This window comes from Chitinophagales bacterium, assembly GCA_041392475.1.
In the GTDB taxonomy this organism is placed as follows: Bacteria; Bacteroidota; Bacteroidia; order Chitinophagales; family UBA2359; genus JAUHXA01.
The window spans coordinates 2,128,245-2,141,833 of record JAWKLZ010000001.1 but is presented as its reverse complement, the minus strand read 5'-3'; the positions used below and the strand labels follow the sequence as shown (position 1 = coordinate 2,141,833).

Genomic DNA, 13,589 nt, shown 5'->3' with positions numbered 1-13,589 from the left:
TTGTTTTTGAAAAAGTGTATAAATAATTTATTTTCAAAACTATATGATAAAAATTACTTGACTACCATCACCTTGGCACTCCCTTCCTTTCCTTCAATAGTCGTATATCGCAAAAAGTAGATTCCAGAAGGGTAAAGACTCATATCAACCAACACTTTCCCAGGCTGCAATTTTTCCAAACGCTGCAAAATCTTACCCGACAAATCAGTGACAAACAAAGCTGCAATGTCTGCTTTCAATTCAATCGTCAATTCACTTGCGACAGGATTTGGATAATAATTCAGAATTTTCAATACTTCCTCGGAGATAGATTCTGCTTTTGCCGCTTCGATCAATGCGTTATTCTCATCACATTCAGATGTCTGTGTAAATTGGTCAATCAGTCGTATCAGCAGATCATTCAAAAATTCCATGTCGTAGTCGTCGGTACTGGGCGCAATGTGCGAGCCACCAATACCGCTATGGTCGGTCAAAAAAGTATAAGTGCCATTCGTAGCCAAAGCCAAAGAACGCATCAAATATTCGGTGCTTTTGTTGAGTCCACTTGCCGTAACAGGAACAATACGGATGCCTTTTTTGGCAGCTTTCCTGGTGATTTGCTGTAATTTTTCTTTGATTTCAGGAGTTTGGTGGGGAGGAGCATCCAATACCAAAAACAGCAAACGCACTACTGCATTGTCGCTCCATTGCATATCGTTCACCGCCACATTGAGGGCTTCTTCAACAGCTTCTTCATAATCTCCTCCTCCTGCTGCGCCATTTTGCTGAATAAACTGAACGGTCTCTTCGATGCGGGGCGAAAATTCAGATTTCTTGGTGACATATTCATCACCTTTGTCCCGATAAAACACACTTCCCAAGTGAATGTCTAAATCTGTTCTTTGTTTCTGAACCTGCAAAATCACATCCTGCAATTCTGCCTTAAGAAAATTGATTTCATCTCCCATCGAACTCGTTGCATCTACTACAAACAATACATCCGCACGTTGGGGAATATTGCAGTCCGCCTTTAGGGTTACAAAATTGATACCTTGTTGAAAAAGAGTAGGTTCTTTCACCGTTTCTTTCTTACCATCATACGTCACTTCTAACCTCAAATCGCCCGTTTGCTCCTTCGAATCTTCAAACATATTGAGCCAAAGTTCTGCCTTGCCCGTGTTGTCCGTTTTGGCACTCCAATAAACGGTATTTTTTGCAGTCAATAAACGAACTTGTGCATCCACAATTGGTTTACCCGATTGGGTGCTGACCTGTACCGTATAGCGGTTGTTGGTGAAAAAGTTCCATTCTTTTTGGTACATATTCAGTTCTCCCTCAGTCATATCTTGCCACATTGTCCATTTGCCAAAATCATTAATTTCACCTGCGGTCAACAATCCTGCACGAACATTGGACTGAGGACTTTCAGCGGGTGCATCATCAAAATCATCCGAAGACATCATAAACATATCCTCTTTACCAAGTTCTATTTTATCTGAAAGTATAGCCGCATCTCCAAGTGAGCCTCCTCTGATATCTTTTGTCTCCATAGAACTTACCTTTTTCATAAGTTTTTCAGAAGTAATACTATACGAAGTGGGTTCGGCAACAGGAGGTGGAGGAGGTGCTGGCGGGGGATACATGGATGCTGAAGGTTTTTTGGGTTTCGATTTGGCACTCAAATCAGTTGCTTTTGGAGGAGAATAGATAGAGGAAAACCCCCTAGTTCCCATTTCTCCCAAGTCGTAGTTTTTGGCGGAAGCAGCCTTGATTTCATCACCTGTCACTGTTGCATCTGTAGTTTTCGTATAGCCATATTTTACTATGAACATTTCATCCAAATGAGTAGTGCTTTCTATCATTTTGACATTCAGCGCATCACTATCTTCAATTTTGACACTTTTAGAATCAAAACCCACGTAAGAAAACTCCAATTCGTCTTTTTTTACATCGACAGGAATTTCCAAACAATATTTTCCGTCAAAATCTGTGACAGTTCCAAGGGGTGTTCCCTTCAACAAGACAGTAACCCCTATCATTACTTCGCCACTGCTTTGATCTGTGACGGTTCCGCATATTGTTCTTTGGGCATGCATGAACTGTGTGCATACCAATAAAATAGAAAGGAGGAGTATTTTTTTCATCTTAAAAACAGATTTTTTTGTGTAAAATAATTTACGCTCTATTTATTAGATGCTCACAGTTGTTGTTTTGGTCGCTGGGGTTGGAGTTTTTATGTAATTCTCTATTTTCTTTTCTTCAATTTTATGGTGTTGAGAAACCAACCATTTATTATACAATCCTCATTTACATTTGTCCTTGCTCTCATAATACGCCTGTGGAATCTTCAACTGATAAGCCGTATCAAAATCCGCACAGCCTCTGTATTGTTGGTTGTTGCCGACAAATGCCAAACCTCGGTAGTAATACGCCATACCATCCGTAGGTTTTAGCTCTATTACCATCGTGAAGTCGCTGATAGCCTCATCGTAGCGTTGTTGCAGACTTTTGGCGATACCACGTCCTTTGATAGCAGGTACAAAATAATTGTTCAAGTCCAAAACGCTATTGAAGTCATCTACAGCAAGGGAATAATCTTTGGTGAGCGTATAAGCAGAACCACGGGCTTGCAGTGCTAAAAGGTAGTCGGGTTTGGTATTGATTGCAGCACTTAGGTATTCTACGGCTTGTTTGAATTTGCCCAATTTTATCAATGTTCCGCCAATATTGTATTGCAGAGTAGCATCGTCATTTTCCACCGAAAGGGCTTTTTTCAAGTCCTTCAATCCTTTTTTGAAGTCGTCCAATTCGACATAGGCATTGCCACGCATTTGCAGCAATTCTTTATTGTATGGGTCTTTTTTGATGCTTTTGGACAGCAATTTTACCGCCGATTCGAAGTCCTTTCCCCTGAGTTTCAACATTGCCTGATTGTAGTAATACTTTACATCTTCTTGTGTTTTGAAATCCAGGCTTTTGCGGGTTTCAACTATTTCCACAGGAGGTGAAATCGTGACATCATACAATACATCCATATCCACCGAAATCACATCAGGATTGTTTGCTTCTATGGCTGGTCTTTGGGGTGTTGAAGCAGCAGTAGCAGTCGGTTTTGAAGTGGATTCTTTCGTTTTATTGACTTTGTTTTTCTTTATTTCTTTCTGCTTTTTTTTGTTGGCCTTTGCCCTTTCTTGCATTCTTTCAAAAGCAGAATTTTCGCTAGCAGGAGTTGTTGTAGATTCCTCTCCATATACTTCAAAGGTGCTTTTGTTCAGCACACTTTTCTTGTCCTTTTTATCGTTTTGCGCCAATGCCGTCATTGAAGCAAGTAGCAGCAAAAAACAAGTCGTAAAAATCCAAATATGTTTACTATTCATTGTCTATTGTTTTTCATTGTCATCTAAAAATCACCTCCTTGATAAAATCCTCACCTACTTCTTCATTCATCAATTGGATTATTTTTTCTTTTGCATAAAAAAGCTCCTGGGATAATGGGGCAGAGTTTATCTTGAGGTACAATATGCTTTTGCGAACACCCACAAAATCGGTACGGTTGGCGATGGCTCCGCCCATGATTCGAGGCCAAGCTGCGACTACCTTTGCTTCGTTTACCTTGGTTCTCAATTGATAGGTATCTATCATGTAATTGAGAACATCTTTTAGACTTTGTTGGTTGTCTTTTCGTCTCATAGTTGTTTAGTTATTAGAAGGTTGGTGATTGGTGCAATGCAGTTAATTGGACAATTATTCAACCGCACTAATTCACAGTTGTTTAATTTGACCCATTACTTTTCCTTCACTTCCTCTACTGTTCCATCTTCAATTCTGAAAATCTTAGGATTTACTTCAAAATTATCAAAAATTTGCTTCATTCTCTCCAATTGGGTGTCAGAAATAAAAATTTGTCCAAAATGTTCACCCATAACGGTTTCGATTAGTTGCGTAGTACGCAGTTCGTCGAGTTTGTCAAAAATATCATCGAGCAATAAAATGGGCAAAATGTTTTTGTGTTGTCGAATGAGTTGGTAAATCGCCAGTTTTAGTGCAATCAAAAATGATTTTTGTTGACCTTGTGAACCATATTTTTTCAATGGATAGCCGTCAATTTCAAATACCCAGTCATCACGGTGTATTCCTTCTGTAGTGCGCTGTGCATAACGGTCTTGTTGTGTATTTTTTTTCAGCAAATCGCCAAAATTTTGTTCCTTCAATGCTGATTTGTACCTGCAATTGACTTGCTCTTTTCCCGAACTGATACATTCATAGTATTCTTGCAAAAGTGGTAAAAGTAGTTGGGTTTGAGCAACACGACTTTCGTAGATCTGCGTTGCAAGGGGTTCAAGTTGAAGATTGTAGGTATCTAAAAGGGTTTGGTTGAAATACCGTTTATCATGAAATTGCTTCAAGAGGCTGTTTCGCTGCTGTATCAGTTTGTTGTAGCCAATAAGTGTGTTGAGATAATCTTGGTCAAGTTGGGATAAAGTGCTGTCAATCAGTCGTCTTCTGCCTTCACTTCCTGCTTTGATAAGCTGCAAGTCGTCAGGTGCGACAAATACCAAAGGAAGTAACCCAATGTGTTCAGATAATTTTTGGTACACAATGTCATTGCGGCTAATGCTTTTCTTTCTGTGTGTCGCTATTTTGGCAACAATGGTTTCGGTTTCTTCGGTTTGCAGTATTTTGAATAGGCCGTCTAAGCGGAAGTAATCTTGGTCGTGACGGATGTTTTGGAGTTCGTTGCTGCTGAAATAACTTTTGCAGAAGCAGAGGTAATAAATCGCATCGAGCAGGTTGGTTTTTCCTGCGCCATTGTGTCCTACGGTTAGGTTCAGCTTTTCACAAAAGGTGATTTTGCTGTGGACATAGTTTTTGAAGTTGGCAATATGGAGTTCTTTTAAATACACAGTGTGCAAAGGTAAGCATTAGAATTGGACTTTGGATTTTTGAATGATAGGCATTGCAGCATGACTTTTTTCATTTTTTTGTCACAATCACGCTTTTTTGTCATGGTATCGTCACAATTAAACAGGTCGCAACTTTTTCTCCTACAATGGCATATAAGTTGTTTTTATAGAATTAATCTACCCAAACAAAACTTTTTATTGGAGAAAACGCCGAATTAATCCATTCAAATAAAAACAAAGTCAAATCAAGCATCCCTTGAAGTGACCAAGTTCATCCAATCTATAATTATACGATAAGCTCATTTTTGGAAACAAGCCCAAGCCCAACAAGAAGAAACAAAGCCGAGTGATTTTTCACTTGGCTTTTTGTTTCTCAGTTCTTTTCCTCAAAAAAGCCTGTACTTCGATTTTTCCGCACATTGTCCCAACTAAAATACCGTCCATTCATGGTGACATAAACTCCATGCGGCAAACTTTGAGCAAATGCTAAGGCACTTCCCAAATTGAAAAACCCATCCGAAGACATCCCAAATTGATAGGGAATCATCGCTCCTGTCAAAACAATGGTTTTGGGGATGTTGGCTGCTGCAATCGCTGCTGCGGTCAAGTCCAGGGTATCGGTTCCATGGGTGATTACAATCTGATCTTCTTCCGCTTTTTTGCAGCTATAGACCATCAATTCTCTGTCAGCATCCGTCATATCGAGGCTGTCTATCATCATCAGTGTGCGGATATGTACATCTAAGGTGCACCGCCCACGTTCAAACATTTCGGGTAAATGCGTATTTTCAAAATACAGTTTACCTGTTATCATATTGTACTCTTTGTCAAAAGTACCACCTGTTACGAAAACTCTAATTGCCATGTATGTTTTTTGTAGTTAATTGATTTTTTGACATCAGGATGAATTCTTTAGAAACAAATAAAAATACACTACAAACCTGCAAAGTCATTTTTGAAATGTCCCCTGTACAACTTCCACATCACAATATAGATAAACTCCATAGAAAAGAAAAAATAGATATTTGTGGATTCAACTCATTCTCCTTAGCTTTATGACACTTTGAAATCAATTAACAAGCCATTATGAAAGAGTCTGCAAAGAAATTTAGAACAAAAACGGGTTATTGCCATGTTTTTTCAGACAAAATAGTGTTGACTACAAGCGAAACTGTTGGAGAATTTTCAGAAATGGTAGCTAGTAATACCATTCATCGTGTTCTTATTATTCAAGGACTTATCGTCGTATTTTTAGGTTACTCTGCATTCACAAATTTTAGTAGCGGGAATATGGTTTTTGGGTTTCTATGGTCTTTTTTTGTATTGTACTTTCTCTACAATATTGTAAATAGTTTAAATAATTCTGCAACGCCTGTCATTTACAGGAGTCAAATTGAAGAAATTACTTTTGTTCCTGCAGTAAAAATGCTTGCCCGTGCTTACTTTTCTGTCCGCTTCAAAGATGAAGAAGGGGTTTCCAAAAAACGCTTGATTCTATTGCCTGGCTCACTGAATAAAGGTGCTGTGGAAACAGAAATTGCAGTTAATATGATGAAAGAAGAAGGACTTTTGTAAGTTTGTGACCATTGAATACATTCAGAAATCAACAAAAAATGAACATTGCATTATTCGATTCGGGCGTAGGCGGAATAAGTGTTTTGAAGGAAGCACTTAGGCTTTTGCCCCATGAAAACTACCTCTATTTTGCAGACTCCAAAAATGCGCCTTATGGAGTGAAAAGTAGTGAGCATATCCGTGCATTGATGTTGGATGCTGTTGCGTTTTTGGCAAAGCAAAACTTAAAAGCTTTGGTCGTAGCCTGCAATACAGGAACAAGTGTGGCTATCAAAGACTTGCGCCAAAAATATGACTTCCCTATCATCGGCATGGAGCCTGCAATCAAACCTGCAATTCTAAACAATCCAGCCAAAAAAGTCTTGGTTTTTGCGACCGAGCGCACACTTTTAGAAGATAAGTTTCATTCATTGGTCGACCGACTTCAAGCCAAACATCGGGTGAATTATCTACCATTGCAGGAATTGGTGATGCTTGCTGAAAAATTTGAGTTGAATGACTCCATCATTTTGCCTTATCTCCACCAAAAATTGAAGGACATTGATTGGAGTGAATACAGCAGTATTGTATTGGGATGTACACATTTTATTTACTTTTATCCCCATTTTTTGAAGGTCATCCCAAAAGAAATCACCATTTTTGATGGAAATGTAGGAACGGTTCGGCAATTGCAGAAAAAATTGCAGGGCATTGAAGCGGATGAACATACAATTCCCACAGAAATTGAATATTACATTTCAAAAGAGAAAACAGACAAAGCTGAGTTAGAGAAATATTTGCAGATTTTGGGTTAATGATGATGATGCTCATGCCCTCCATCCGCCTTCAATGTCACTTTTGGAAACGGCACAACTTCAATGGTTTCTTTTCCTTCAATGATTTTGATTTTTTGGTTCATATCGGCTGTGCCATAAGTCATTGCAGTAGGTGAACCATTCGCCCAAACTACTTCAATATTGTCAATACTTGCCGCATCGCCCAATCCAATTTCTTGTTGCAGACTATTGCAGCCAAAACTCGCACCATCCGAAACCGTGTTGTAAATCTTGCGTTTTTCACCCTTTGAAGTTGTTACCGAAAGAATGATTTTGGAGCCGATAGCCGAGCGATTGGTTTTTGTGCCTTGCAGTTGAATCGTGATCCATTTGTTTTGATTCCCAGGGTTTTCAAACAGTGCATTTTGGGCATTATCGCCCGAAAACGAGCCGCCCATCACCACATACACATCTTGATCACCATCGTTGTCAAAATCTGCAAACGCCACGCCATGCCCTTTTTGGATATGTCCAAAATTCCCTGCAATGGTCACATCTTCAAAAGCCGTTCCACCACGATTGCGAAACATTCTATTCGGCACAATCGCCCGATAATCAGGTGCACCTGTTGCCAAATAAAAATCCAAAAAACCATCGTTGTCCAAGTCGCCATAATTGCAGCCCATCGTAACCAGCACTTTGTCCAAGTGCAGTTTTTTGGTAACATCCGTAAAAGTTTCATCTCCATTGTTTTGATAAACAGCAGGCAATTCGGTTTTGAAGGGCACTCCCAAATAATCGGCAGCTACTTCACCTCCCTGATTTTTGTAGGCTGTCATATCAAATGGAAATACAAAAATATCTTCAAATCCATCGTTGTTGAAGTCGTAAAACCATGAGGGAAAACTGTGTATAGGATTCTGAACTCCCGCTTTCGCACCTATTTCTTCAAAACGCCAATTCTCCAAACTACTGCCTCCTTTGTTGAGATACAGTTGGTTGGCACTTGTCAATGACGAAATGTAAATATCAGGAAGACCATCTTTGTTAATGTCTGCACTGCTGACTCCTTTGGAATAAGTCACCACATCCATTCCGATTTTTGACGCAATGTCGGTGAAAGTGCCATCCCCATTGTTGGCAAACAACTCGCAGGGAAAACGGCTTTTTCCTTCAATGGATTCGTTTCCAACAAACAAATCCAACCATCCATCGGCATTGAAGTCGAGCCAAACGGCTGTTTTGCAGGGGCGAACGCTGTACATTCCTGCTACAATCGTGACATCTGTAAAAGTGCCATCGCCATTGTTTTGAATCAGTGAATTGGGTAAAATTCCCCATTCTGGTAGGTATTTCCAACCACCTCGTAATATGGCAAAATCCACAAAACCATCGTTGTTGAAGTCACCTTGTGTGAGGTTCAGTCCTCCTGTAATTCCTTTTAAGCCAGAGGTTTCGGTTTGTTCAGCAAAAGTGCCATCTCCCTTGTTTCGAAAAAACCGAATCTGATCCAACATTCCCCAAGATGAAACCATAAGGTCTATAAAACCATCATTGTCAAAATCTTCTGCAATCACTCCTCCTGCCAATGCGTCAATGTCCAAACCCAAACCCATTGCCACATTCCTAAATGCAGGAAAATTGGCGGTTTCTTTCGTAGCCAATCCAGGGACCAACCATTGTTTGGGTACTTCGTTGGGATATTTACCTAAGGTCATGTAGGCAATGTTTAGCAACCAACGGCTTTGAAGGTCATCGGGATAAACCGCCAAAATCTTTTCATAGACTTCAATCGCACTTGTTGAGCCTTCTTTTTTAAGATGAATTCCTTTACCTTGAATGGGCATAATGCAAGATTCTTCGGAGTGGTTTTCGATACAGTTTTCTTGTTCTGCTTTTCGCAGGCAGCTGATTGCCAACATTTCATACAGCTCCTTATTTTGGTCGTTTACTTCATCGGAATTGGATGTTACCTGAATCAATTTGGTGAGATTTGCCACTGCCTTCGTTGTTTCACCAGCATTCAACAAGGTTCGGGCATATTCAAAAACCTGTTGTTGTACCAATTTTCCACCTGCCGCTTTTATTTCGGCTTCAATCAATACTACTTTTTTAGCAGCCTCATAAGGATGGTTTCGAAAATCGGTGTGGGCATAAATTGCTTGTATGCTGTCTGCCATTTGCTGCGTAGAGTTGGCAGCAGTAACTGAGTGGGATTTAGAAGATGGAGCTTCGGTTTGTTGACAAGCCACGCATACTACTACTATTAGGAAGATAATCGTCCATTTAATCATTGTGTTTTTTGTTGTGTATTCTAAAAAATAAGTTGCCTTAAATGTCGCAATTAAAATAAAGTTCACAAAGCATTAACATTATTTAACACGGCTTATCTTGTCACTTTGTCTTCAAAACAATACCTTAGTAATGTGGATATTGAACGGGCAAATTCAAAAAAGATGTCATTTTACCCATAGAAAAATACCGAGTAGAAGGAATCTTTTGCGACATAAGTTCGTTATCTATTAAAATTTACGGTACTTGGTGTTGCATAGTACCTTATTGAATTCAAAATACAACTTTACCTTCAAATTAACTGTAACTTTGAGGGTGACTTAGACGACTAACACAATCAAACCCATTTTAGCTTTATCAACCACCATCACTAAACATGATTGAACTCAAAAAAATCAGCAAGTCCTATCAAATTGGTCAAAATAAATTGCAGGTTCTCAAAAGTTTAGACCTGAGTATTCAACAAGGTGAGTTTGTTTCTATTATGGGGCCTTCTGGTTCGGGAAAATCTACTTTATTGAATATCATGGGTATTTTGGATGATTACGATGAAGGAGAATACATTTTGTCGGATACCTTGATTAAAAACCTCAGTCAAAAAAAAGCTGCCTACTACCGCAATCAATTCCTCGGTTTTGTGTTTCAGAGTTTCAACCTCTTACACTTCAAAAATGCCATGGAGAACGTGGCTCTTCCACTTTATTACCAAAATGTCAATCGCAAAAAACGCAATGAAATCGCCTTGGAGTACCTCGACAAAGTGGGCTTGAAGGACTGGGCGGAGCATACTCCTTCCGAAATGTCGGGCGGTCAACAGCAGCGTGTGGCGATAGCAAGGGCATTGATATCCAAACCAAAAGTGATTTTTGCAGATGAACCTACGGGTGCTTTGGATACACAGACTTCTAATGAGGTAATGGATTTGTTTAAATCGGTACATCAAGAGGGAATTACAGTCATCATTGTGACGCATGAGGACGAAATTTCGGAAATGACGGATCGGGTGATTCGGTTGAGGGATGGGGTGATAGAGAGTTATGGATATTGAATGTTGTTTTGATGTTTTGAGGTGTTGATGTGTTAATGTGCTGGAGCGTTGAGTAATGTGTAACGTAAGTTTCTTTATATTTCAGCAGCATCGCTGCGAGACTATTTGAAGGAATAATAATAAAATAGATTCTCAAGAGGGACGTAGCCTCGACACCTTAAAAACCAGTTATTTATACGTGCCGAAGCTACGCTCATAGGTTTCTATCCTTACAGATTTTCCCTACAAATAGGGTCGGGGCTACGCCCTTATAATTGTCAAATAACTTTCTTATGAAGTTATACGATGATAAAAACCACCAAAATTTCAATACAAAAAAACATTAACACTTTAATACAATAAAAACACATACCCCTAAACACAATTAAAAGAAATGTTCGACTTCGACAAATGGCAAGAAATTATTGAAACCATCCGCAGGCACAAACTGCGAACGGCACTGACTGCCTTTGGAGTTTTCTGGGGCATCTTCATGTTGGTATTGCTATTGGGTGCGGGAAATGGACTGCAAAATGGGGTGGAATATGATTTTCGAGACGATGCAATCAACAGTATTTGGATGCGACAAGGAAGAACAAGTATGCCCTATAAAGGCATGAAACCTGGTCGTCAAATACAGTTTACCTTCGATGATTTTCAGAGTATCAATGCACAAATTGAAGGAATAGAATACAGTACGCCTCGCAACTATATTCGTGGTGATTACTCTGTTGTTTACAAGAATAAAGGGTATTCCTTCAATGTTCGTTGTACCTATCCAGGACACCGCTATGTCGAAAATACCTTGGTTTCTCAAGGACGTTTTTTGAATGACAAAGACATTGAAGAGGAGCGAAAAGTGGCGGCAATTGGGGACTTGGTGGCAGAAACGATATATGAAAAAGGAATGGATCCGCTTGGCACTTACATCGAAATAAAAGGTATTCCCTTCAAAGTAATCGGTGTTTTCAAAGATACTGGTGGACCGAACGAAATGAAGAACATTTACATTCCGTGGAGTACGGGCAATCAAGTGTTTCACCAGAAAAATTATGTGAACCAGATGATGGTCACAACAGGTGATTTGCCAATTGAAGTGACCGAAAAAATGACTCGTCAAATTGAACAACTGTTGGCAGATAGGCACCAATTTGCGATTGAAGACAAACAAGCAATTCACGTTTTCAACAACAACGAACGCTTTCAAAGTATTTTGGATCTTTTTGCAGGGATTAGAGGGCTTGTAGGGTTTGTAGGAATCGGTACTTTGTTGGCGGGAATTATTGGAGTGGGCAATATTATGTTGATTGTTGTGAGTGAACGAACTAAGGAGATTGGATTGCGAAAAGCTTTGGGAGCTACACCCAATTCGATTATCAGTATGGTGTTGATGGAGTCCATTTTTATCACGAGTATTGCAGGATACATGGGTTTGTTGTGTGGAGTAGGTTTGTTGGAATTGATGAATATGGCGATGGGCCCTGAGGGGGCGGGGATGTTTCGACAGCCCGAAATTGACATCAGTTTGGCACTCGGTGCAACGGCAATGTTGGTGGTTTTTGGCGGTTTAGCGGGTTATCTTCCTGCTCGAAAAGCAGCAGCGATTAATCCGATTGAGGCATTGCGTGAAGAATAATGATGAAATGGTGCTGATAATCAATATAAAAGTTTGTAAAAGAAACATAGGAAATAATTTTTTGGCAACTTTAACACCCTAATACAAAACACATCAACACAAAAAAGATGTTTGATATTGACAAATGGCAAGAAATATTCGCTTCGATAAGTAGGCACAAACTGAGGACGGCTCTCACCGCATTTGGCGTGTTTTGGGGTATCTTTATGTTGATGCTATTGTTGGGTGCGGGGGCAGGTCTGGAGAAAGGTGTGACGGGAATGTTTGGCGGAATGTCAAAAAATGCAGCTTTCGTTTGGACTCGAAAAACAACGGTTGCCTACAAAGGAATGCAACCTGGTCGCCGTTTTTACATCAATGAAACGGACATCCAATATTTGAAGCAAAATATTTCGAATATCGAATATATCTGTCCTCGCTTGAATCTGGTAGGTCAATTTGTGATTTCTCACAACGACAAATCGGGTAGTTTTGAAGTGACTGGCGATGCACCCGATTATATCAATGTAGAATCAAGACGATTTGTAAAAGGAAGATTTCTGAATGATTTGGACATTGTAGAAAAACGAAAAGTAGCGGTAATCGGCAAACGGGTAGCGGAATTACTTTTTGAAGAAGATGAACCGATTGTCAATCAATACATTGATATCAAGGGCAGTTATTTCAAGGTGATTGGCGTAGTGAAAAGCATGAAAACAGGTGAAGGTGTGGGGGATGATGAGCAGTCTATTCACATTCCATACACGACTACTCAACAAATGAACAATTGGGGCAACAATATCGGTTGGTTTGCTTTCACGGTGCCTGCAAATATGAATGTGGAAAACGTAGAAGGGCAAGTTCGACATCTGCTTTCTGAACGTCACAAGGTTTCTCCTGACGACAAAGATGCGATTGGCTCATGGAATACCCAAAAAGAGTTCCAACAGTTTCAAGGCGTTTTTACAGGTATCAACTTGTTCACTTGGGCAGTTGGCATCGGTACATTGATTGCTGGAATTGTGGGAGTTAGCAACATCATGCTGATAGCAGTGAAAGAACGTACGAGAGAATTTGGATTGCGGAAAGCTCTGGGAGCTACGCCTTTTTCGATTATTTCGTTGGTGATTCAAGAGTCGGTTTTGTTGACGGCCGTGGCAGGTTATATGGGCTTGGTGGTAGCCGTTGGGCTGATTGAAGGAGTAAGTTATTTGATGACTGCCTTCAATGTACAACTGGAATATTTCGGCAATCCTGAAATCAATTTCAAGGCTGCAATTGCAGCAACAAGTATTTTGATTATCACAGGCGCAATTGCAGGTTTGATTCCCGCTTCACAAGCTGCAATGATTAAACCGATTGAGGCATTGAGGGCGAAATAGGGAACGAATTAAAATGAAAATGAAAATGAAAAACGCCAACACCTTAAAAACCAACACTTC

At 39.8% G+C, this 13,589-nt stretch carries 11 protein-coding genes; 5 read left to right on the top strand and 6 right to left on the bottom strand.

Annotated elements, in window-relative coordinates:
- Positions 1-53 precede the first annotated feature (53 nt).
- The 5 genes from R3E32_07930 to R3E32_07910 form a co-directional block, all read right to left on the bottom strand.
- On the bottom strand, positions 54-2,123 hold the full coding sequence (locus R3E32_07930) for a carboxypeptidase-like regulatory domain-containing protein (GenBank protein ID MEZ4884637.1): 2,070 nt from the start codon (positions 2,121-2,123) through the stop codon (positions 54-56).
- Between the two features lie 159 nt (positions 2,124-2,282).
- Complete coding sequence (locus R3E32_07925) at positions 2,283-3,356, bottom strand: tetratricopeptide repeat protein (GenBank protein ID MEZ4884636.1); 1,074 nt, start codon at positions 3,354-3,356, stop codon at positions 2,283-2,285.
- Positions 3,357-3,375: 19 nt separating this feature from the next.
- Complete coding sequence (locus tag R3E32_07920) at positions 3,376-3,669, bottom strand: DUF721 domain-containing protein (GenBank protein MEZ4884635.1); 294 nt, start codon at positions 3,667-3,669, stop codon at positions 3,376-3,378.
- 95 nt (positions 3,670-3,764) lie between these two features.
- The gene (recF, locus tag R3E32_07915) at positions 3,765-4,883 is read right to left on the bottom strand and encodes a DNA replication and repair protein RecF (protein ID MEZ4884634.1); all 1,119 of its coding nucleotides are present in this window, start codon (positions 4,881-4,883) and stop codon (positions 3,765-3,767) included.
- 373 nt (positions 4,884-5,256) lie between these two features.
- Entirely contained in the window at positions 5,257-5,748 is a 492-nt protein-coding gene (locus tag R3E32_07910) for an asparaginase domain-containing protein (GenBank protein MEZ4884633.1), read from the bottom strand.
- 221 nt (positions 5,749-5,969) lie between these two features.
- Here R3E32_07910 and R3E32_07905 point away from each other — a divergent pair, with 221 nt between their 5' ends.
- Together R3E32_07905 and murI are read left to right on the top strand one after the other, a co-directional pair.
- Complete coding sequence (locus R3E32_07905; GenBank protein MEZ4884632.1) at positions 5,970-6,458, top strand: hypothetical protein; 489 nt, start codon at positions 5,970-5,972, stop codon at positions 6,456-6,458.
- 38 nt (positions 6,459-6,496) lie between these two features.
- Positions 6,497-7,252 carry a glutamate racemase gene (murI, locus tag R3E32_07900; GenBank protein MEZ4884631.1) on the top strand — a complete coding sequence of 252 codons (756 nt, stop codon included), beginning with the start codon at positions 6,497-6,499 and terminating at the stop codon, positions 7,250-7,252.
- On the opposite strand, the gene R3E32_07895 is transcribed toward murI, so the two are convergent.
- The gene (locus tag R3E32_07895) at positions 7,249-9,507 is read right to left on the bottom strand and encodes a CRTAC1 family protein (GenBank protein MEZ4884630.1); all 2,259 of its coding nucleotides are present in this window, start codon (positions 9,505-9,507) and stop codon (positions 7,249-7,251) included. The two genes, murI and R3E32_07895, sit on opposite strands and share 4 nt — an antisense overlap.
- 374 nt (positions 9,508-9,881) lie before the next feature.
- Here R3E32_07895 and R3E32_07890 point away from each other — a divergent pair, with 374 nt between their 5' ends.
- The 3 genes from R3E32_07890 (at position 9,882) to R3E32_07880 (ending at position 13,529) form a co-directional block, all read left to right on the top strand.
- A complete protein-coding gene (locus R3E32_07890) occupies positions 9,882-10,553 on the top strand; it encodes an ABC transporter ATP-binding protein (GenBank protein ID MEZ4884629.1) in 672 nt (223 codons plus the stop codon).
- A gap of 373 nt (positions 10,554-10,926) precedes the next feature.
- Positions 10,927-12,168: an ABC transporter permease gene (locus R3E32_07885; protein MEZ4884628.1), complete on the top strand. Its 1,242-nt coding sequence runs from the start codon at positions 10,927-10,929 to the stop codon at positions 12,166-12,168.
- A 107-nt stretch (positions 12,169-12,275) separates the two neighbouring features.
- Positions 12,276-13,529, top strand: coding sequence for an ABC transporter permease (locus R3E32_07880; protein MEZ4884627.1), 1,254 nt, complete (start codon positions 12,276-12,278; stop codon positions 13,527-13,529).
- The last annotated feature ends 60 nt before the right edge of the window (positions 13,530-13,589 follow it).

Bases quoted from the DNA above. Each gene is read 5' to 3' on its own strand.
- R3E32_07930 (MEZ4884637.1), bottom strand. From the start codon at position 2,123: ATGAAAAAAATACTCCTCCTTTCTATTTTATTGGTATGCACACAGTTC.
- R3E32_07925 (MEZ4884636.1), bottom strand. From the start codon at position 3,356: ATGAATAGTAAACATATTTGGATTTTTACGACTTGTTTTTTGCTGCTA.
- R3E32_07920 (MEZ4884635.1), bottom strand. From the start codon at position 3,669: ATGAGACGAAAAGACAACCAACAAAGTCTAAAAGATGTTCTCAATTAC.
- R3E32_07910 (MEZ4884633.1), bottom strand. From the start codon at position 5,748: ATGGCAATTAGAGTTTTCGTAACAGGTGGTACTTTTGACAAAGAGTAC.
- R3E32_07905 (MEZ4884632.1), top strand. From the start codon at position 5,970: ATGAAAGAGTCTGCAAAGAAATTTAGAACAAAAACGGGTTATTGCCAT.
- murI (MEZ4884631.1), top strand. From the start codon at position 6,497: ATGAACATTGCATTATTCGATTCGGGCGTAGGCGGAATAAGTGTTTTG.
- R3E32_07895 (MEZ4884630.1), bottom strand. From the start codon at position 9,507: ATGATTAAATGGACGATTATCTTCCTAATAGTAGTAGTATGCGTGGCT.
- R3E32_07890 (MEZ4884629.1), top strand. From the start codon at position 9,882: ATGATTGAACTCAAAAAAATCAGCAAGTCCTATCAAATTGGTCAAAAT.
- R3E32_07885 (MEZ4884628.1), top strand. From the start codon at position 10,927: ATGTTCGACTTCGACAAATGGCAAGAAATTATTGAAACCATCCGCAGG.
- R3E32_07880 (MEZ4884627.1), top strand. From the start codon at position 12,276: ATGTTTGATATTGACAAATGGCAAGAAATATTCGCTTCGATAAGTAGG.